The 20,222-nt window shown below is 58.4% G+C and carries 18 protein-coding genes and 2 tRNA genes; 17 read left to right on the top strand and 3 right to left on the bottom strand.

Going from position 1 to position 20,222, the window contains the following annotated elements; translation table 11 throughout:
• The first annotated feature begins 10 nt into the window (after positions 1 to 10).
• The 8 genes from ccmA to LPW13_RS08720 all read left to right on the top strand — a co-directional run bounded on the left by ccmA (position 11) and on the right by LPW13_RS08720 (position 6,184).
• Entirely contained in the window at positions 11 to 691 is a 681-nt protein-coding gene (gene ccmA, locus LPW13_RS08755) for a cytochrome c biogenesis heme-transporting ATPase CcmA (protein ID WP_230439051.1), read from the top strand.
• Positions 681 to 1,394: a heme exporter protein CcmB gene (gene ccmB / locus LPW13_RS08750; RefSeq protein ID WP_230439050.1), complete on the top strand. Its 714-nt coding sequence runs from the start codon at positions 681 to 683 to the stop codon at positions 1,392 to 1,394. The genes ccmA and ccmB overlap by 11 nt, the downstream gene beginning before the upstream one ends.
• 51 nt (positions 1,395 to 1,445) lie before the next feature.
• Positions 1,446 to 2,228, top strand: a complete 783-nt coding sequence (locus LPW13_RS08745) for a heme ABC transporter permease (RefSeq protein ID WP_277611078.1) — start codon at positions 1,446 to 1,448, stop codon at positions 2,226 to 2,228.
• Between the two features lie 10 nt (positions 2,229 to 2,238).
• Entirely contained in the window at positions 2,239 to 2,472 is a 234-nt protein-coding gene (gene ccmD / locus LPW13_RS08740; protein WP_230439049.1) for a heme exporter protein CcmD, read from the top strand.
• Positions 2,473 to 2,551: 79 nt separating this feature from the next.
• Entirely contained in the window at positions 2,552 to 3,001 is a 450-nt protein-coding gene (ccmE, locus tag LPW13_RS08735; RefSeq protein WP_230439048.1) for a cytochrome c maturation protein CcmE, read from the top strand.
• Entirely contained in the window at positions 2,998 to 5,007 is a 2,010-nt protein-coding gene (locus LPW13_RS08730; protein WP_230439047.1) for a heme lyase CcmF/NrfE family subunit, read from the top strand. The genes ccmE and LPW13_RS08730 overlap by 4 nt, the downstream gene beginning before the upstream one ends.
• A gap of 33 nt (positions 5,008 to 5,040) precedes the next feature.
• Positions 5,041 to 5,622, top strand: a complete 582-nt coding sequence (locus LPW13_RS08725) for a DsbE family thiol:disulfide interchange protein (RefSeq protein ID WP_230439046.1) — start codon at positions 5,041 to 5,043, stop codon at positions 5,620 to 5,622.
• Entirely contained in the window at positions 5,585 to 6,184 is a 600-nt protein-coding gene (locus tag LPW13_RS08720) for an IMPACT family protein (protein ID WP_230439045.1), read from the top strand. Before LPW13_RS08725 ends, LPW13_RS08720 begins: the two co-directional genes overlap by 38 nt.
• Positions 6,185 to 6,415: 231 nt before the next feature.
• Here LPW13_RS08720 and LPW13_RS08715 read toward each other — a convergent pair.
• A tRNA-Asp gene (locus tag LPW13_RS08715) sits at positions 6,416 to 6,492 on the bottom strand.
• A 49-nt stretch (positions 6,493 to 6,541) separates the two neighbouring features.
• Positions 6,542 to 6,617 (bottom strand) — tRNA-Val (locus LPW13_RS08710).
• Positions 6,618 to 6,783: 166 nt separating this feature from the next.
• Here LPW13_RS08710 and LPW13_RS08705 point away from each other — a divergent pair.
• From LPW13_RS08705 to LPW13_RS08675, 7 genes are all read left to right on the top strand, one after another.
• Entirely contained in the window at positions 6,784 to 7,317 is a 534-nt protein-coding gene (locus tag LPW13_RS08705; RefSeq protein WP_230439044.1) for a cytochrome c-type biogenesis protein, read from the top strand.
• On the top strand, positions 7,310 to 8,611 hold the full coding sequence (gene ccmI, locus LPW13_RS08700; RefSeq protein WP_230439043.1) for a c-type cytochrome biogenesis protein CcmI: 1,302 nt from the start codon (positions 7,310 to 7,312) through the stop codon (positions 8,609 to 8,611). Before LPW13_RS08705 ends, ccmI begins: the two co-directional genes overlap by 8 nt.
• 272 nt (positions 8,612 to 8,883) lie before the next feature.
• The gene (gene smc, locus LPW13_RS08695; RefSeq protein ID WP_230439042.1) at positions 8,884 to 12,387 is read left to right on the top strand and encodes a chromosome segregation protein SMC; all 3,504 of its coding nucleotides are present in this window, start codon (positions 8,884 to 8,886) and stop codon (positions 12,385 to 12,387) included.
• Positions 12,388 to 12,440: 53 nt separating this feature from the next.
• Positions 12,441 to 14,054, top strand: a complete 1,614-nt coding sequence (gene zipA, locus LPW13_RS08690) for a cell division protein ZipA (RefSeq protein ID WP_230439041.1) — start codon at positions 12,441 to 12,443, stop codon at positions 14,052 to 14,054.
• Between the two features lie 137 nt (positions 14,055 to 14,191).
• Entirely contained in the window at positions 14,192 to 16,228 is a 2,037-nt protein-coding gene (gene ligA / locus LPW13_RS08685; RefSeq protein WP_230439040.1) for an NAD-dependent DNA ligase LigA, read from the top strand.
• 249 nt (positions 16,229 to 16,477) lie between these two features.
• Positions 16,478 to 16,921, top strand: coding sequence for a hypothetical protein (locus LPW13_RS08680; RefSeq protein ID WP_230439039.1), 444 nt, complete (start codon positions 16,478 to 16,480; stop codon positions 16,919 to 16,921).
• A 79-nt stretch (positions 16,922 to 17,000) separates the two neighbouring features.
• Entirely contained in the window at positions 17,001 to 18,425 is a 1,425-nt protein-coding gene (locus LPW13_RS08675) for a class II fumarate hydratase (protein WP_230439038.1), read from the top strand.
• Here LPW13_RS08675 and LPW13_RS18165 read toward each other — a convergent pair.
• Entirely contained in the window at positions 18,399 to 18,521 is a 123-nt protein-coding gene (locus LPW13_RS18165) for a hypothetical protein (protein ID WP_268932694.1), read from the bottom strand. The two genes, LPW13_RS08675 and LPW13_RS18165, sit on opposite strands and share 27 nt — an antisense overlap.
• Before the next feature lie 344 nt (positions 18,522 to 18,865).
• On the opposite strand from LPW13_RS18165, the gene LPW13_RS08670 reads away from it, so the two are divergent.
• A complete protein-coding gene (locus LPW13_RS08670; protein WP_230439037.1) occupies positions 18,866 to 19,072 on the top strand; it encodes a hypothetical protein in 207 nt (68 codons plus the stop codon).
• Positions 19,073 to 20,140 (top strand): helix-turn-helix domain-containing protein, encoded by a 1,068-nt coding sequence (locus LPW13_RS08665; protein ID WP_230439036.1) that lies wholly within the window; start codon positions 19,073 to 19,075, stop codon positions 20,138 to 20,140. It abuts the gene before it with no gap.
• The last annotated feature ends 82 nt before the right edge of the window (positions 20,141 to 20,222 follow it).

The raw sequence follows: 20,222 nt of genomic DNA, 5'->3' as shown, positions 1-20,222 counted from the left end.
GCGGTGGTGCATGGCTCCGGATATTCCGCCAACCCTGAGAGTACGATCGCTATCTTGTGAGCGGGACGGTCGCGCCCTGTTCGTGGGGCTGAGTTTTGAGTTGGCCGCGGGCGCCGCGCTACAGATCGTCGGTGCCAACGGTGCCGGAAAAAGTACCCTGATCCGTACCCTGATCGGTAGTGCCAGCGACTTTCAGGGCGAAATCCTGTGGGGCGACCGCCCCTATCCCCATTCCCTGGCGCAGCTGCGGCAATCCCTGCTTTATATTGGCCATAACGCCGGTATACGCCGCGGTCTTACCCCGTTGGAAAATCTGACCTGGTACGGGGCATCCCGACAGGCAGCGTTGGCGGCTTTGGATGCGGTTGATCTCTACGGTTTTGAGGATTTGCCCTGTCAGCAACTTTCTGCCGGTCAAAATCGCCGGGTAGCGCTGGCGCGACTGTACCTGCCGGGAGTACCGCAGCTATGGATTCTCGATGAACCGCTGGCGGCGCTGGATGTGCATGGTGTGGCCACGCTCGAGAAACGCATGACTGCGCATCTGGCGCAGGGCGGCAGCATGCTCCTGACCTCTCACCAACCGGTAGCGATCGAGGCGCTGAGCCGCCTGAATCTGTCCGATTTTACCCCGCATTCCTACGGCGAAGACCTGGATGGTCCGAGGGAAGAGGTTGCGCATGAGTATTGAGGCTGCCTCCGATCACAGTGGTGGTACCGTGGTCTCTCCAGGCTTCGGGACTCTGTTGCGGACGGAGCTATTGCTCGCGCTGCGTCGGCGATCGGATATAGCCAATCCGCTGTTGTTCTTTATCACCGTTCTGGCGCTGATGCCTCTGGGCATTGGCCCCGAACCAGAGCTGCTTGCGCGCATGGCGCCAGGGTTGATCTGGGTGATGGCCCTGCTCGCCACACTGTTGTCCCAGGAGTCCCTGTTCCGCAGCGATTACGAAGATGGCTCTCTGGAGCAGTTGGCGCTGCAGTCGCAACCGTTGTACTTCCCGGCATTGGCAAAAGTTCTGGTGCATTGGGCTGTGACCGGATTGCCGCTGACTGTGCTGTCACCGGTGCTGGGGATGATGCTCAACCTGCCGGAAGATGGCTATCTGCCGCTGGCTCTGTCGCTGTTGCTGGGCACCGCCAGCCTGAGCCTGATCGGCGCAATCGGGGCGGCTCTGACGGTCGCGTTGCGACGTCCCGGGCTTTTGCTGGCGTTGATTATTATGCCGCTTTATGTGCCCGTGTTAATCTTCGGCACCGGAACAGTGCAGGCAGCCCTGGATGGGTACGGGTACAATGTCCAGCTGGCGGTGCTCGGCGCCATACTCGCCGGGGCCGCGGCACTGGCACCGCTGGCAGCGGCCGGTGCCATCCGTATCAGCCTCGATCACTGAACCTGATCACTGAAAGAGTGGTATACGCCTGGAGCTTTAGGAGACAACGCATTGGCTTGGCAATGGTTTTACAGACTGGGTTCGCCGCGCTGGTTTTATCAAAATTCCAGCGCCTGGCTGCCGTGGCTGGCAGTTGGCAGTATCGCACTGTTGCTGGTCGGTACCGTCTGGGGCCTGGGGTTCGCGCCGCAGGATGCCAAGCAGGGCAATAGTTATCGCATCATCTATATCCATGTGCCCGCCGCGTTCCTTGCCTTGGCCGGCTACTACATCATGGCGATCTGCGGCGCCATAGGACTGATCTGGAAGATGAAGCTGTCCTTTATGGTCATGCGTGCAGCGGCGCCCATCGGTGCTGCATTGACATTTATCGCCCTGTTTACCGGGGCAGTCTGGGGCAAGCCGACCTGGGGGACTTACTGGGTCTGGGATGCGCGCATCACCTCCATGCTGATTCTGTTCTTCCTGTATATCGGCGTGATTGCTCTTTCCGGCGCCTTCAGTAGCGAGCAGTCCGGTGATAAGGCCAGTGCACTGCTGGCATTGGTGGGAACCGTCAATATCCCGATTATCTACAAATCTGTGGACTGGTGGTTCACCCTCCATCAGCCGGCAACGCTGAAACTGACCGAGTCCAGCACCATTGATCCCAGTATGTTTTATCCGTTGATCACCATGATCATCGGGTTCTACGTGTTTTATGCGTGGGTTCTGACCCTGCATACGCGCAGTCTGGTGCTACAGCGCGAATGGCGTACCCAATGGGTGCGCGAACTGCTGGGTGCAGGACCGGGAAATAAAACCGCATCGAATACGGCAAACCCGACACGGTAAGGAGCAGGCCATGAATTTTCAATTCAGCAGTCTCGCAGATTTTCTCTTCATGAGTGGCCACGGCCCTTATGTGTGGGCGGCTTATATCGTGGCTTTGCTGGTGCTGGTGGCACTGGTCATCTGGCCGCAGACGCGCATCCGCCGCCAGCGGAGGGATCTGGCCCGTCAATTACGCATTGAAGAAGCGCGTCGTCGCAGCGCCAGACCGCACGCCAAACCGGTGGAACGGTCGGCGATTGCCTGATTCAATCACTGTATTCCGCGCCGGCAGGGCCAACGCCTGCGGGACAATATAAACATCACGCTTCGAGTTCTTGAACACCATGCATCCAGCCCGAAAACAACGCCTGATACTGGTTTTGCTCCTGGTCGGCCTTTCCAGCGCCGCGGCCGGGTTTGTCACCTACGCCATGCGTTCAAACATGGACTACTTCTACGCGCCGACGGCCTTTGCTGCGGGGGAGGTACCTTTTGAGAAACGTATTCGTGCGGGTGGCTGCGTCGTCCCGGGCAGTGTCGTGCGTGATAGTGATTCTCTGGATGTGCGTTTTGCCATTACCGACGGCAGGGAGCAGGTGGAGGTGGTCTTCAACAAAATCCTGCCGGACCTGTTTGCGGAGGGTGAAGCGGCCATTGTAACCGGCAAGTTGCAACAGGGTGGTTTTGTCCGTGCCGATCAGGTGTTGGCCAAGCACGATGAGAATTACACCCCCCCGGAAGTGGCGGAAACCATGCAAAACAAAGCCAATTGTGTAGGGGACGCAAAAATATGACCCCGGAACTCGGGCACTTTGCCCTGATTATCGGCCTGTTGCTGTCTATTACCCTGGCGGCGGTGCCACTACTGGGTACCTACACCGGCCGCGTATTGTGGATGGATACTGGCCGCCCATTGGCAATGGGGGTGCTGGCGTTTACTGCGCTGGCATACGTGTGCCTGACCGTGGCTTTCGTAAATAGTGATTTTTCTGTGGCCTACGTGGCCCAGAACTCCAATAGTATTCTGCCAATGGCTTACAAGGTGACCGCGGTCTGGGGTGGGCACGAGGGCTCTATTCTGCTGTGGCTTTTGATGCTGGCGGGGTGGGCTGCAGCGGTGGCACTGTTCAGTCGCCAGCTTCCGGATGTGCTGGTTGCGCGGGTGTTATCTGTGCTGGGCATGCTGCTGGTCGGCTTTTTCCTGTTTATTCTGCTGACCTCCAATCCCTTTGATCGCATTCTGCCGTTTCCCCCTGGTGATGGCAGTGACCTGAATCCGCTGCTGCAGGATCCGGGCATGATTATTCATCCGCCGCTGTTGTATATGGGGTATGTAGGGTTCTCGGTGGCCTTTGCCTTCGCCATTGCCGCACTGCTGGAAGGGAAACTCGACAGCGCCTGGGCGCGCTGGGCACGTCCCTGGACCGCGGTGGCCTGGTCCTTCCTGACCCTCGGTATCGCGCTGGGCAGCTGGTGGGCCTACTACGAGTTGGGTTGGGGTGGCTGGTGGTTCTGGGATCCGGTAGAAAACGCCTCGTTTATGCCCTGGCTGGTGGGCACTGCGTTGCTGCACTCGCTGGCAGTAACGGAAAAGCGCGGGCTGTTCCGCAGCTGGACCATCCTGCTATCGATTTTTGCCTTCAGTCTCAGCCTGCTGGGTACCTTCCTGGTGCGTTCCGGGGTACTGACTTCGGTGCACGCATTTGCCACTGATCCACTGCGTGGCGGTTTCATTCTGATATTCCTGGCGATTGTGGTGGGGGCTTCGCTGCTGCTGTTTGCGTTGCGTGCGCCGGCGGTCAGCGCCGGTAGTGTGTTTTCTTTCAAGTCCCGGGAGACATTCCTGCTCGGCAACAATGTCGTGCTGGTTTTGATCATGGCGATGGTGCTGACCGGTACGCTGTATCCACTGCTGGCGGACGCTCTGAATATCGGCAAGATCAGTGTGGGGCCGCCGTTTTTCAACCTGTTCTTTGTGCCGCTGATGCTGGTGCTCTGTGCACTGGTGGGGATGGGGATCCACGCCAACTGGAAAGACAGCCAGACGCAGAAGCTGTTGCGCAGCTGGGGCTTGCCGGCACTGGTGGCTGCCATCGCTGCGCCGCTGGTGACGCTGCTGGCTGGCGATTTCCACTGGGGTGCCGCGCTTGGCGTATTTGCCGGTTTGTGGGTGGTGGCATCCAGTGCGGCCGACATCCTCAACAAGTCGCGCAATGCGGATAGTTTGTGGGCGGGTCTGCGGCGCCAGCGGGCCAGTTATTACGGCATGCACCTGGGGCATATCGGTCTTGCGGTTTCTGTGCTTGGGGTTGCTCTCACTACGGTTTACAGCGTGGACAAAGATCTGCGCATGTCGCCCGGTCAAAGCGCCACGCTCTCCGGCTACGAATTTACTTTCGAGGGTGTGCGTGTCGTGCAGGGGCCGAACTATCGGGCTTCCGAGGGCGTCTTGATCGTGCGTGACAGCAATAGCGGCAAGATGGTTGCCGAGCTGCACCCGCAGAAGCGAAACTATCTTTCCGGTGGCAATACCATGACCGAGGCGGCGATTGATGGGGGGCTCTTTCGGGACCTCTATGTGGCGCTCGGTGAGCCGATGGATAAGAATAACGTCCGCGGTGATTGGGCGGTGCGACTGCAATACAAGGCCTTTGTGGTCTGGATCTGGCTGGGCGCTGCGTTGATGGCGCTCGGGGGCGCTATCGCAGTGGCGGACAAACGCTACCGCAAGGTGCGCGCCACGCGTGCGGCTGTTGATCGGAGCCGGAGCCAGGGTACTCCGTCGCCTGCCGGTATCTGAGTCGCGCTGATCTAGAAGGAGTGCTGAAAACCCATGGCCCGGCTAAAACTGTTTTTACCGCTGATTATTTTCGCTGCACTGGCACTGCTGTTCTGGCGCGGCCTGTCATTGAACCCGCAGGATATGCCGTCGGCGCTGGTCAACAAGCCGGTACCGGAGTTTGCGTTGCTGGATGTGGAGTCCAATCGTGAGTTGAAAAAATCCGACCTTCCCCGCACACCGTTGCTTCTGAATGTATGGGCAACCTGGTGTGTCTCCTGCCGGGTGGAGCATCCTTATCTCAATCAGTTGGCGGAAGACGGCGTGCCTATAGTCGGCATCAACCTGAAGGATGATAACGAAGCGGCGCAAAAGTGGTTGGAAAAATTCCACAACCCGTACGTTTTCTCCGTTGCTGATGTGGAAGGGCGCCTGGCATTGGATCTGGGTGTGTTTGGCGCACCGGAAACGTTTCTGGTGGACGCCGGCGGCACTATCCGATGCAAGCATGTGGGCGTAGTAGATGACCGGGTCTGGCAGACCAAGTTGCAGCCACTCTATGACCGACTGAAGGAGCAACCATGGGACGAGTTTTCCGGTGAGTTATCAGATTCCCTGCTCTCCCGTTGTAACTGAAACCGAAGACAGGAAAAGCCGCTTTATCTGCTGGTTGGGACCGGTAACCGATAAAGCGGCTTTTTTACGTCAATTGGAAACCATTCGCAGTCAGTACCCCGATGCGTCGCATCACTGTACGGCACTGGTCATTGGAAATCCCGATAACCCGGAAGTCATGCAGTCGGATGACGATGGTGAGCCCGGTGGTAGTGCCGGGCGTCCGATGCTGGAGTTGCTGCTCAAGCAGGGCGTGGGGAATGTGGGTGCGATAGTGACGCGCTATTTTGGTGGCACCAAGCTGGGCGTTGGCGGCCTGATGCGCGCGTACCGGGGAGCCGTGGGTGCGGCTTTGCAGCAAGCTCAGTTGCAGCGTCATGTCGCTGTGCTGCAACGACGCGTGTGCTGTGGTTTTGCGCAGGAGTCGCGTCTGCGCTTTCTGCTGGAACAACATCGGGGCCACTGTGAGGCGGTGGAGTACAGCGATCGCGTTTGCCTGAACCTCTCGCTGCCCGAGGATCAGTGGCCCGAGCTGAAGGCGATGTTGGTCGCGGAGGGTTGCCAAATTGATGAAACCAGATGAAGCAAATGTATTTTCCGCGCCGAATTTCCTTACCGCTTTAGTGGCTTTGAATTTTTAGTAGCTTTGAATTTTTCCGGGAAGATCGGGTGTTTTTGGGATGCGCTTTGATGTGAACTTGCAGCGGTAGAATCAGAGGAAAGATGCTGGGTGAACTCGCGGGTTTATTCGGCACGCATTCATCCGGCGCATACAAAAAAGGCCCTGTTCTTTCGAACAGGGCCTTCATTGTAGTGGCGGACCGGACGGGACTCGAACCCGCGACCTCCGGCGTGACAGGCCGGCATTCTAACCAACTGAACTACCGGTCCGCGTATCCTGCTTCCCTTGATAAAACCTGCCTGGCAGGTGAAAGGGAAGTGGTGGGTGGTACAGGGGTCGAACCTGTGACCTACGGCTTGTAAGGCCGTCGCTCTCCCAACTGAGCTAACCACCCCGCGTCAGGAGCTGCGTATAGTAATGATTTTTTTTGGGGCGTCAACGCTTTCTGAAAATTTTTTTTGTGTTTCAACATCTTAAGCAATTTCAGGCCTGGTTTTCAGTGCGTGTAGCGTCGTCGTGGCACTGATATAATCGCCCGATATTTCACCGGAGACTTCTCAGTGCGAAACAGAACCCGATGGATCGTAACCGCCGCGATGCTGACTTTACTGTTGGCAACGGTCGCGCGTGCCTCCGTAGAGGTAGAGCAGCTCTCCAGCCCCGAGCTGCAGGCCCGCTATCAAATCCTGATTGAGGAGTTGCGCTGCCCCAAGTGCCAGAACCAGAATCTGGCCGGTTCCGACTCCATGGTGGCCACAGATTTGCGCCGTGAAATTCGCCGCCTGCTGGAGGACGGGTTCACTGATCGGGAAATCAACGAATATATGGTCGCCCGTTACGGTGATTTTGTGTTGTACCGGCCGCCGCTGCAGCGCAATACCGTGGCCCTGTGGGTGGCTCCGGGCGTATTTGCTGCACTGGGCCTGTTGGCACTGATCGTGATCGTGATGCGGTCCCGCAGTGGTCGTGGTGAATCCCAGGCAGCCGACGCCGAAGAGTTGACCGATAACGAGCGGCGACAGCTGGCGCGGTTGCTTGGCGAAGACCAGATCGGGCACGGTAAACAGGACGAACAGGAAACTCGCAATGATTGAGCTTTGGTTGATGCTTGGCGCCCTGTTGCTGCCGTTGGCCGTGTGTATTGCCTGGCCGATGTTGCGGCGTTCGCGTAAACCCGTGGCGAATAGCGAGGGTGGTGCCGCCGATAATGCAGCGGAGTCTATTGCCCGCTCTACCCAGGCCGCGCTGTTTCGCGAGCACGAAGCGGAGCTTGAGGCTTCCCGTGCCAGTGGCGCGATCAGCGAAAAAGAATTCAAGACTCTGCGTGCAGAGATGGCGCGCAAGTTGATGGTTGAAGAGCACGCCAGCTACCGTCTCTCCGGAGTGCGCGGTGGCGGTCGTGGCCTGCTATTTGTGCTCGCGTTTGCAATCCCCTTCTGCGCCGTCGGCCTGTACCTGTCGTGGGGCGCCCATGGTGACGTGGCGCTGTACCGCGATATCGTCTCCAGTCAGTCAGGAGCAACGGATAGTGTGGCTGAGGCCAGCATCACCCAGCGCCTGCGGGAGCGGGCGGAGAGTCACCCGGATGACCTTTCCAGCCGTTATGTGCTGGCGCAGCGCCTCTTGGTCAGCAACGACCTGTCCGGTGCGGTGAAGCAGTACCGGTATATCGTGGCCCGTCAACCGCAGGCGACCCATATTCGCGCAGAGCTGGCGCAGGCATTGTTTTTTGCCAGTGGTTCCAAAATGACCGATGAGGTGACCGATCAGGTCAATCAGGTGCTGGAAGGAGACCCCAATAACGGCACCGCGCTGGGGCTTGCCGGCATTGCCGCGTTTGAGCGCGAGGAGTTCCGGGCGGCGCGGGATTACTGGCGTAAAGCTCTTGCGCAAACCACGTCCGGTTCGGGGGCGGCGCAAGCGTTATCCGCCGGTGTGGCGCGGGCCGAGCGGGCGATGGCAGAGGCGGGTATGGACGATGATGCCGACGCGCCGGCGAGCGCTGTTGTTGCCAGTTCACCGCAGCAACCGTCGTCTGATGCCGCGGGCGCTGACAGTATTCGAGTGCAGGTGAGCCTGTCTCCTGCGATCGACGCAGCGCCGGACACGCCCGTGTTTATTTACGCGCGGGGCACAGACAGCCCCATGCCTCTGGCCATTGTGCGCCTGACCGCGGCAGATCTACCCGCCGAGGTGGTGCTCGACGAGTCGCGCGCGATGATGCCCGGGCGTAGTATCGAGACCGTTGATCAGGTACAGGTATTGGCGCGGCTCGCGGTCAAAGGCAATGCCCGCCCAGCGCCCGGTGACTGGCAGGGCGATGTGGTGACCCTGAAGCGTGCCGAGTTTGCGCAGCCGATTGCCATCACTATCGATACAGAGCTGTAGTTAACTGTCCCGACACCGAACGGCTTAAGTGAACAGCGTTGCCGTACTGTCGGGCATTCTCCCGCGGGGCGAAAATAGCGCTGAAACCGCTGCTGCAGCCATGTACAATCGGCGGTTTGCTGTAGTGTTTCCGTGCCGGCTGACACGGTTGCGCGGGAACCAGTCAGTCAGGTTTTGATTAACCGCACACACAACCGAATCACAACGAAGAGTGTCCGCCGGCAGGCGCCAATTCGCCGTACGGATACCAGGTATTACCGAGTTTCAAGACCATGCGTTTGAAGTGCATCAAGCTGGCGGGGTTCAAATCCTTCGTGGATCCGACGACCGTCTACTTTCCCTCCAATCTGAGCGCCGTGGTCGGCCCCAACGGCTGTGGTAAGTCCAACACGATCGACGCTGTGCGCTGGGTAATGGGGGAGTCTTCCGCCAAGAACCTGCGCGGCGACTCCATGACCGATGTCATCTTCAATGGGTCCAGTGGCCGCAAGCCCGTGGGACAGGCCTCCATCGAGCTGGTGTTCGACAATTCCGCAGGCAAGCTTACCGGCGAATATGCCGCCTTCACCGAAATCTCCGTCAAGCGCCGGGTGACCCGCGATGGCCAGAACAACTACTACCTGAACGGTGAAAAGTGCCGCCGCCGGGATGTGACGGACCTGTTCCTGGGTACCGGTCTGGGGCCGCGCAGCTACGCCATCATCGAGCAGGGCATGATCTCCAAGCTGATCGAGGCCAAGCCGGAAGAGCTGCGGGTGTATATCGAGGAAGCTGCGGGTATTTCCAAGTACAAGGAGCGCCGCCGGGATACTGAAAACCGGATGCGTCGTACCAATGAGAATCTGGAGCGCCTGACCGATATCCGCGATGAACTGGACCGCCAGCTCTCCCGTCTCGAGCGCCAGGCCGCCGCGGCAGAAAAGTACAGTCGCTTCAAAGAGGAAGAGCGCACCCACAAGGCCCACCTTCAGGCCCTGAAATACCGCGATCTGCGCGATCAGGCAGACGCCAAGCAGCAGCAGATCAGCGAGCTGGAACTGACCGTCGAAGAGCTGGTGACCCGCCAGGTAAGTTGCGATACCGGTATCGAGACCCAGCGCGTGGCGCACCAGGAGCTGTCCGACGGTTTCAACGAAGTGCAGGGGCGTTTTTACGCCATCGGCGCGGATATCGCGCGCCTCGAACAGAGTATTGCCCACGCCCGCGAGCGCAATTCCCAGCTCCAGAACGACCTGTCCCGCACCGAAAGGGAATACCAGGAGTCCCAGTCCCTGCTGGCGGCGGATCAGGAAAAGACCGCCGAATTTGATGCAGAAATGGAAGTCATTCTGCCGGATCTGGAGATGGTGCAGGCGGCGGAAGAAGAGTCCGCCATGGCGCTGCAGACTGCAGAAGACCAGATGCGCGACTGGCAGAACGAGTGGGATCAGTTCAACCAGGGTGCTTCCGGCTCCCGCCAGAAGGCGGAAGTCCAGCAATCCCGTATCCAGCACCTGGAAACCTCCTGCCAGCGCCTGCAGGAACGTATCAGCAAGCTGAAAAGCGAGCGAGAGAGCCTGCCCGACGGCGGCGACAACCTCGAGCTGGAGCAGCAGAACGAAGAACTCGCCGAGCTGGAAATGCAGCTTGCGGAGCGCCGCGAGGCGGTCAGCGAGCAGTCCGAGCAGTTGAGCGACATCCGTCGCCGCGAAACTGATATCGCAGCGGAATTGGATAAGCAACGCCTTGAACTGCAGACCGGCCGCGGTCGCCAGGCGTCTCTGGAAGCACTGCAGCAGGCGGCTCTGGGGCAGGGCGAGTCGGTGGCCAACTGGCTGCAACAGCAGAACCTGCAGGATCGCCCGCGTCTGGCGGATCAGGTCAGTGCCCGTTCCGGCTGGGAGAGTGCGGTAGAAACCGTGCTCGGTGGCCAGCTACAGGCGGTCTGTGTCGATCAGATCGAGAGCCTGCAGCAGTCGCTGAATGATCTGGAAGGCGGCCAGGCGGTATTTTTTGATCAGCAGCAGGTGGCATCCGCAAGCGGCGGCAGCCTGCCGAAGCTGGCAGACGTGGTGGAAGGTCCCCAGGGGCTGTTGGGGCTGATTGACGGTATCTATACCGCAGAAGACCTCAATGCGGCGCTGTCCCAGCGCGGCCAACTGAAGGCCCATGAATCCATCGTTACCCGCGATGGCCTGTGGGTAGGTCCCAACTGGCTGCGGGTAAGCCGTGGTGCCGACGCCGAGGCCGGTGTGCTGGCGCGCAAACAGGAGCTGGAGAATCTTGAAGCATCCCTTGAAGCCTGCGAGGCGAAAATCGAGGAGCTGCAGACCCAGCGCGAAGCGCTGCGGGCCCAGGCCGGTGATCTGGAGTCCGGCATAGAGCAGTCCCGTAACGACGCCGAGCAGCTCAACCGCCGCGCGGGTGACCTGCGCAGCCAGCTCTCCGCCCAGCGCGCCCGCCTGGAACAGATGAGCGAGCGCCGTCAACGTATCGAACAGGAAATTGGTGAAGTGCGTGAGCAGCTGGAAATGGAGTCCGAGTCCATCTCCGAAGCCCGTATCGAACTGGAAGAAGCGCTGGAGGCCATGAGCGACGATACCGATCGTCGTGAATCCCTGCTGGCGCGTCGCGAAGCGTTGCGCGAAGCCCTGGATGCGGCCCGTCAGCGCGCCCGTGAAGATAAAGACCGGGCCCACGAGCTGGCCATGCGTGAGCAGTCCGTGCGCACCCAGAAGGTCTCTCTGGAGCGGACGCTGCAGGTACTGAAAGAACAGGTCGAGCGGCTGCAGGTCCGTCGTGAAGAGTTGCAGCTGCAGATGGAAGAAACCCAGGATCCGTCTCAGGACTTCCAGGGCGAACTGGAAGAAAAGCTGGCGGCGCGTATCGAGGTGGAAACCGAGCTGAGCGAGGCTCGCCGCAAGCTGGAAGAGGTGGATTCAGAGCTGCGTCGCCAGGAGCAGGAGCGCCAGAAGGCCGAATCGGCACTGCAGGGCGTGCGCGCGCAGCTGGAACAGCAGCGAATTTCCGCGCAGTCGCTGGAAACCCAGCGCAGTGGCCTGATTGAGCAATTGCGTGAAACCGATCACGATGTGGATCAGCTGCTGGAGGAACTTCCCGACGGCCTGGATATCGAAGCGGTACAGCAGGACATCGAACTGGTCGCCGCCCGTATTTCCCGTCTGGGTGCGATCAACCTGGCTGCGATTGACGAATACAAGCAGGAGTCCGAGCGCAAAAATTACCTGGATCGCCAGTACGACGATCTTACCGGCGCGTTGGAAACCCTGGAAAACGCGATCCGCAAGATCGACAAGGAAACCCGTACCCGATTCAAGGAGACCTTCGATCAGGTCAATACCGGCCTACAGGAGCTGTTCCCGAAAGTATTTGGCGGTGGTCATGCTTACCTGGAACTCACCGGCGAAGATCTGCTCGACACCGGTATTGCGATTATGGCGCGTCCACCGGGCAAGCGTAACAGCACCATCCACCTGCTCTCCGGTGGTGAGAAGGCGCTGACAGCGATTGCGCTGGTCTTCTCTATTTTCCGCCTCAATCCTGCACCGTTCTGTATGCTGGACGAGGTAGACGCCCCGCTGGACGATGCCAACGTTGGGCGCTATGCACGGATGGTACAGGAGATGTCCGCACACGTGCAGTTCATCTATATTACTCACAACAAGATTGCCATGGAGATGGCCGATCAGTTGCTGGGGGTCACCATGCATGAGCCGGGTGTATCCCGTCTGGTATCGGTGGACGTGGAAGAAGCAGCAGAGTTGGCGTCAGCCTGATGAACAGCGACAAGCAATCAAAGCTGAAGGCGGTATAGGGAGGGAGAGCGCAAATGGATAACTGGCTGATCAATGTGCTGGCACTGGTGCTGCTGTGTGTGGTGCTCGATGGTGCCCGCCGCGCCTATCTCAAACACCGGGATACCATGAAGGTGTCCCGCAATCTTTCCCGCTCCATGCGGGCTGATCTGGATTTTGACGATGAGGACGATGCATTGTCATCGCCGCGTCCTGTGCCGACTGCACGAAACACCAGATCCGAAAGCCCGAAGCCACGCAGTCGACAAAATGAAAGCAAGTCGAGTGTCGCCAGTACAGTAGATGCAGAACTCGAGTATATCGACCCCGAAGAGGCGGAAAAGCGTCGGCAGATCGCGGCTGAATTGCCGGGCTCCGTGCGTGTGGTACAGCGCCGCAAGCCGGAAGATGCAAGCCAGATTAACCGCAAGGTGCAGCAGAATTTTCAGTCTTCTCGCAAACCTCTGGCAGGTAGCAAACCAGTGCGCCCGGATCAGTCCGAGGTTAGTGCGCCGAGCGAAGCTGACCCTGTGACCTCCCGCCTTGCAGAGCCGGACAATACCCCGGGCCAGGAGCCGCAACAGGTCTCTTTGAACCTGGAGGAACAGGTGCCGACATTGATGGATTCCGTTGTAGAGGAAGCGCCGGAGCCTGGTTCTCAAGCGGTAGAGCCCGAGTTGCCCGGTCTGGACGCTACTCAGGCAGAGCCGGGGCCTGAACATGAGTCCGACGGTGCCAGGCAGAATTCACCGCTTGAGAGTCTGGCGAGCCAGACGTCCGTAGAAAATGCGGTTCTCTCTAGTAGTTCTAGTAGTTCGACCAGCAGCTCGGCCGGCGGTTCGAGCCGCTCGGTAGAGGCAGCCGAGCCGCCGTCAGCGACAACGGATGTCTATGCAGAGAGTGCTGCTGAAGATCGCCGCGAGCCTTCTCTGGATGAATCGGTCAGTCTGGAGTCTCTACAGCAAGTGCCGGCTTCCGCTCAGGGGGAAGAGACAGGTGAATCACCGGAGGCGCTCGAAACCAAGTCACAAAGTGGCTGGGCGAGTGCAGACCTGAAATTGCCGGAATTCAAGATGCCCGAGTTTAAGCGGCGCGCCGCCCGCGACGCGGGCAAGCCGGAAACGTCGGGTAATATTTCTGATTCCAGGTCCGGCAAACAAAAGCCCCGCGGCGGCAAATCTGGTCCCCGCGGCACCGCGCGCGAGCGTTCGGTAGAGGAGGTGTTGATCCTCAATATCATGGCGCCTGCGGGAGATTACTTCGAGGGCAATGACCTGTTGCGCGTGCTGCTTTCCAGTGGCTTGCGCTTCGGGGATATGAATATTTTCCACTATCACTGCGGTGAAGCGGGCGAGGGTCCGGTGCTGTTCAGTTTGGCCAATATTGTGGTGCCAGGCACCTTCGATATGTCGACAATGGAAGATTTCACCACCCCGGGTATCAGCCTGTTTCTGGCGTTGCCGGCAGAAGTCGAAGCGCTCAAGGCACTGGACACTTTGCTGGGGGTCGCACGTGAGATCTCCGCACAGCTCGGCGGCGAACTCAAAGATGAAAACCGCAGCGTTTTTACCGCCCAGACCGCCGAACACTATCGCCAGCGCGTGATGGAGTTCCGGCGTCGCAAAGCATTGGCCCAGGCGCAGGCCTAGTGGTTCATGCCGTCGTTATCTTTTTGGTTTCTCTGACGTCGATATACAGATCGATGCAAAGGGCGTGATCCGTTTTCCGGAGCACGCCATTGCCCATCCCGCCTTTGGCAAGAATTCTCAATTTTTGCGACTAGACAATGACAAAAATACGCCCTGAAAAAGCTCAGAATCGCGCACATGAATTGCACGAAATTCTCAATCGAGCTAACTACCAATACTACGTACTGGACGAACCGGAGCTGCCGGATGTGGAGTACGACCGCTGCCTGCGTGAGCTGCAACAGCTCGAGGAGGAGTATCCGCAGCTGATCACGCCGGATTCTCCTACCCAGCGGGTCGGCGCAGAACCGTTGTCCGCCTTCTCACAGGTGCGTCATGAAATGCCCATGTTGTCGCTGGATAACGCATTCAGCGATGAGGAAATGGAGGATTTTGATCGTCGCATCCGGGATCGCCTGAATAGCAAGGCGCCGGTGGAATATGCCTGCGAGCCGAAGCTGGACGGGATCGCGGTCAGCCTGCTGTACCGCGACGGTGTACTGGAGCGCGCGGCTACCCGTGGCGATGGCACCATTGGGGAGGATATTACCCAGAACGTACGCACTATTTATTCGGTTCCGCTCAAGCTCCTTGAGAGTGCGGTGCCGCCGGTACTTGAGGTGCGCGGTGAAATCTATATGCCCAAAGCGGGTTTCAATGCGCTGAATGAAAAAGCGCGAGCGGCTGGTGAAAAGCTCTTCGTCAACCCGAGGAATGCCGCCGCCGGTAGTTTGCGTCAGCTGGATCCCCAGATTACCGCGAAGCGACCACTGCAATTGTGTGTGTACAGTGTAGGGCTGGTTGAAGGCGGCGAACTACCCGAGCGTCACAGTGATATTCTCGAGCAGTTGAACCGCTGGGGATTTCGCATCAATCCAGAAATGGCGGTGGCAGATAATATTGAAGCCTGTATTGCCTATTACAACCGTCTGGGGGAGAAGCGCGATCAGTTGCCCTATGACATCGACGGAATCGTTTTCAAGGTCAACAGTATTCCCTTGCAGCGCCGTCTGGGATTTGTAGCGCGCGCCCCACGATGGGCAACGGCCTACAAGTTCCCCGCCCAGGAGGAAATGACGGTGCTGCAGGATGTGGAGTTCCAGGTCGGGCGCACCGGTGCGGTGACGCCCGTCGCGCGCTTGAAACCAGTATTTGTTGGTGGCGTCACCGTATCCAATGCCACCTTACACAATCGCGATGAAATCGAGCGCCTGGGGGTCAAGATCGGCGATACCGTGGTGATTCGCCGCGCGGGAGATGTGATTCCCCAGGTGGTCTCGGTGGTGGAAAACCGCCGCCCGAAAGACGCGCGGGAAATTCAGTTCCCAGACCACTGCCCGGTGTGTGATTCACCGGTGGAATCCACACCGGGAGAAGCAGTTGCGCGCTGTAGCGGCGGCCTCATCTGTAGCGCTCAGCGCAAGCAGGCGATCAAGCATTACGCGTCACGCAAGGCGATGGATATCGATGGTCTCGGCGATAAACTGGTCGAGCAGCTGGTAGACGAGGGGCTGTTGCACTCCGTGTCCGGGCTCTACCGATTGGACCTGGATCAGCTGGTATCCCTGGAGCGGATGGGGGAAAAATCAGCGCAGAACCTGTTGGAAGCCCTGGAGAAAAGTAAGGATACAACCTTACCCAAGTTCCTTTATGCGCTGGGTATTCGCGAGGTAGGGGAAGCCACTGCACGCAATCTGGCAAGATATTTTGGGAGCTTGGAATCCCTGATGCAGGCCGATGAAGAGGCGCTGCAACAGGTGGACGATGTCGGTCCGATCGTTGCGCATTATGTGGCCGAGTTTTTTGAGCAGCCACACAACCTGGAAGAAATTGAAGCTTTGCAGCAAGCCGGCGTGCACTGGGAAGACGAAGTTCAGGAAGAGGGCACACAACCTCTTCAGGAGCAGACCTGGGTACTGACGGGAAAACTGGAGGTTCTCTCGCGCAGTGAGGCAAAGGACTACCTGCAGCGATTGGGTGCCAAAGTGGCGGGCAGTGTTTCCGCGAAAACACATACCGTGGTGGCAGGCCCTGGCGCGGGTTCCAAACTGAACAAGGCACGCGAATTGGATATTCCGGTGCTGGATGAAGACGAGTTCATGCAAATGTTGCGCGAGCAGGGCATCGAAATCTGAGCAGGTTGTACACAAAATCTGCGCTTGCAGGTCTGCTGATCAACTTCAGGTGGTAATGTGATACGCCCGGAGATTTTTTGCCAACGAATTGTGGCTTTCTGACTGGGGCGCCGGTAAAGTGGAGCGAAAGGTGCTTTCGGGTATTTTCAGAATGCCCGGTGTTTCGAGTCCCAAATTCGAGACTGTAAGCTTTGATCGTTTGAAGCGGTTTCAATCAGGTTAAAAGTCGCGCTGCGGCGTGCACGGGGAATGTACACGGTGATTCAGGGCGATCAGGAATCTATTGTCTACGGATGCATTAAAGACAGTAACAGCCTGACCGGCGGCAGTGACCGCCGCCGGGTGAATCGTGAGGCCGTGCTCGCGCTTCCCAGCGCCGATGAATGGCCGTTTCTCTGTCGCGACATGTTCTCGATTCCCACCATCAAGGTGAAGCTCTCCCAGTACCAGACGGATGTGATTCATTTTGGTGCGTCATACCGTGCCGTGGAATACGAGTGGAACCATTGGATCCAGAAGTTCGAAGAACTATTGCGCAGCATGTACTGGGTTTCCGCCACGGTACACCTTGAAACCGAGCTTTCCGGTACCCATTCGTTTAGCTGGGAAGCCGCGGGCCTCTATCACGAGCCCGGTAGTGGAGAAATGCAGGTGCGATGCGAGTGGACCCAGGAGGGGCGGGTCAGTATCTGATTCTCGCTGCCAATCCCGTTTCCAATCCCTCTACTCTGGCTCTACCATTCTCTGAGGTTCTGAATCACCGGGATAGCCCATGTCCGACCAGTTTAGAACAGAACAAGACAGTCTCGGTTCGGTAGAAGTGCCGACCGATGCGCTCTACGGCGCGCAGACCCAACGGGCTGTCAATAATTTTCCTGTCAGTGATTACACCCTGCCCATTCCTTTCCTGCGTGCAATGGTGTCCATCAAACGCGCAGCGGCAGAGACCAACCGGGAACTCGGCCTGTTATCCGATCCCGCCGCTCGCGCGATAATCGATGCCTGCGATAGCCTCACGCCAGAGATCTACGCACACCAATTTCCTGTAGATGTTTTCCAGACCGGTTCGGGTACCAGTACCAATATGAACGTGAACGAGGTGCTTGCCTGCATCGCGTCCGATCATTTATCCGATGGTGTAGAAGAAAATATCGGGGCCAATGATCACGTTAATATGAGCCAGAGCAGCAACGACGTAATTCCGTCGGCAATTCATTTGTCCGCGCTGCTCGCGATTAAGAATGAACTTCTGCCGGCATTGCACCACCTGCAGTACGCGATCGAACAAAAGGCGCAATCGGTTTCCGGCGTGGTTAAGAATGGGCGCACGCACCTGATGGATGCTGTGCCGGTGACTTTTGATCAGGAGCTGATGGGATGGGCTGATCAGATCAAACACTGCGGTGCACGCCTGGAGAGTACATTGCCTCGGCTGTCTGAGTTGGCCCAGGGGGGAACCGCGGTGGGTACCGGGTTGAATGCACATCCCGAATTCGCAACATTGTTTGCACAGAAATTGAGTGCCCGCTGTGGTGTTGCGCTGTCGCCAGCAGACAATTTTTTTACCGCAATTGCCACGCAGGATACCGCGGTGGAAGTGTCTGGACAGCTGAAAACCTGCGCCGTGGCATTGATGAAAATCGCCAATGATCTGCGCTGGATGAACAGCGGCCCGCTGGCAGGCATCGGCGAAATAGAGCTACCGTCCCTGCAGCCCGGCAGTAGTATCATGCCGGGTAAAGTGAACCCGGTCATCGCCGAATCGGTCGCGATGGTCGCCGCCCGGGTAATGGGCAATGACACTACGGTCACTATTGCCGGCCAGAGTGGTAATTTTCAACTCAACGTGATGTTGCCATTGATTGCCCATACCCTATTGGAGAGCATTCAGCTTCTCGGCAATGGGGCGAAACTGCTGGCTGACAAGGCCATTGCCGGATTTAGCTTGAAGCAGGAGCGCATCGCTCGGGCGCTGTCCCGCAATCCGATTTTGGTGACGGCGCTGAACCCGATTATTGGCTACGAAAAGGCTGCGGAAATTGCCAAGACCGCCTACCGCACCGGCCGGCCGGTGCTGGATGTGGCAGAGGAAATGACCGATATCTCCCGGGAGCGCCTGCAGGAAATCCTGGATCCCGCACGGCTCGCAGAGGGCGGTATCATAGGTGGGCTAGGCCAGAACAAGGATGCCAAGTAGCACGGCACCAGCCGCAAGCATCATGCACTCGACCCAGATGGCGAGTTTGCGCAGTGTTTTGCGGTCTTCACTTCGGTAGAGCAGGCGTTTTTTCATGGTGAACTCCGGTGACCGGGCGCGTCGGTGCAAACCCTGACAGGCGGTTTGTCACTGTGCGTCGTTGACACCGCAGAACCGATGCTTCACGATTCTGCGCCGCACCGGCGCGGTTCTGGGCTTTGTACGCGGCTGTACTCCCTGTCTGAATCTGGTACAGGGCATATACGGCCGGCGCCCTCCGTCTGCAAATATCGCGGACCGCTCGCCCGCTTACCCGTTTGGTAGTGGCTTTTCTCGGAGCGATACACCACCATATAGCCTGATCAATGGTAGTGTCCCGGACAGGCGACGACCAGCCGTTCATTTTTGATCATTGTCTAAAAAGTAAAGTTGCAGTTGTTATGGCCAGAAAACGCCGCCGCTCGTTTATAACCAGTGTTCTCGCCTGTATCGCGTTTATCGCAGCGGCAGTTTGGAGCTGGGATCTTCCGGTAGCTGATCTTCTCAGCTATCTGGTGCTGATGCTGATATTTCTTGCTGTAATTGTTGCTGTCGCGCTCGGCTTTGGTGCTCTGCTCAACTGGGTGCGCAACCGCAGAAACAAATAAATGGAAAGTGCTAACGAGGATATTCGGATTCCCATTGCCTATGTTCAGCGGTTGCTGGATGAAGCGGCGGGACACGGCTGTGACCGGAAAGCGTTGCTGGCATCGGTAGATATCGACCAGTCGGAGCTCGAAGGTGTTGCTGCGTTTTCGGCGGTGAAATACGGCCGGTTGTACCAGCGGGTCATGTGGCTGGCCCAGGACGAATGGTTCGGTATGCTCAGTGGTGGTCGCGTGCGATCCGGTTCATTCCGGTTACTGTGTCTGACGGTAGTCAATTGCGCGACGGTGCGTCAGGCCATCACCCTCAGTGCCGAGTTTATGGAAATATGCCGCGGGTTCCGGGTCAAGCCGGTACTCGAGCGCAATGAGGACGGTCGCGACCGCGTACTCATCCGCGGTATCAGTTCTCTGGCTCCCGGCGAGTTCGAGCAGCTGATTGCCGATACCAATCCCGGCGTCATTCGCACTACCCTGGCGGTGTGGCACCGTTTTTATTGCTGGCTGGTCGGTCGGGAAATCCCTTTGGCCAGGTTGCACTTCTCGTTTCCCTGTCCGGAAGAGTTCGCTGCTCTGGCCCAGAGCGAGGCGGATGAGCTGTTGTTTGAGCAGCCCCACAACGCGTTGGAGTATGAAGGGCGCTATCTGGATTACCCCATTGTGCAGAGCCCGCAGACGGTTGAAGACTTTATCCGCACGGCGCCCTATCACCTGGTCATCAGTGACGGAAACGCCAACAGCATCAAGACCAAAGTGAAAACCATCCTCAACCGCGATGTGAGCGAATCCATGCCGTCGGCGGAGGCCGTGGCCGAGCGATTGAATATGTCGGTGACCACGTTGCGTCGGCGTCTGCAACAGGAATCCACTTCTTATCAGAAGCTCAAGGATGAATGTCGGATGGAGGCGGCGTTCCACTACCTGAGTTGCCCCGACCTTTCCAATGCCCAGATTGCTGAAATGCTCGGCTTTGACGAGGCCAGTGCTTTTTTCCGGGCTTTCAAAAAGTGGACAGGGGTAACGCCGGGTGAGTATCGCAAAAGCCCGCGATCCAGCGTTGCCACCCTTTGACCTCGGAGGCAGAACGCCCCGGTCCGTATCGCTGTCGATGCCTCGCGGGCCCGTTGTGGCGGTGGCTCAGGTGCCTGACCGG

It is taken from the genome of Microbulbifer celer, assembly GCF_020991125.1.
GTDB classification, from domain to species: Bacteria; Pseudomonadota; Gammaproteobacteria; order Pseudomonadales; family Cellvibrionaceae; genus Microbulbifer; species Microbulbifer celer.
This window is presented reverse-complemented; position numbering and strand designations above follow the sequence as displayed.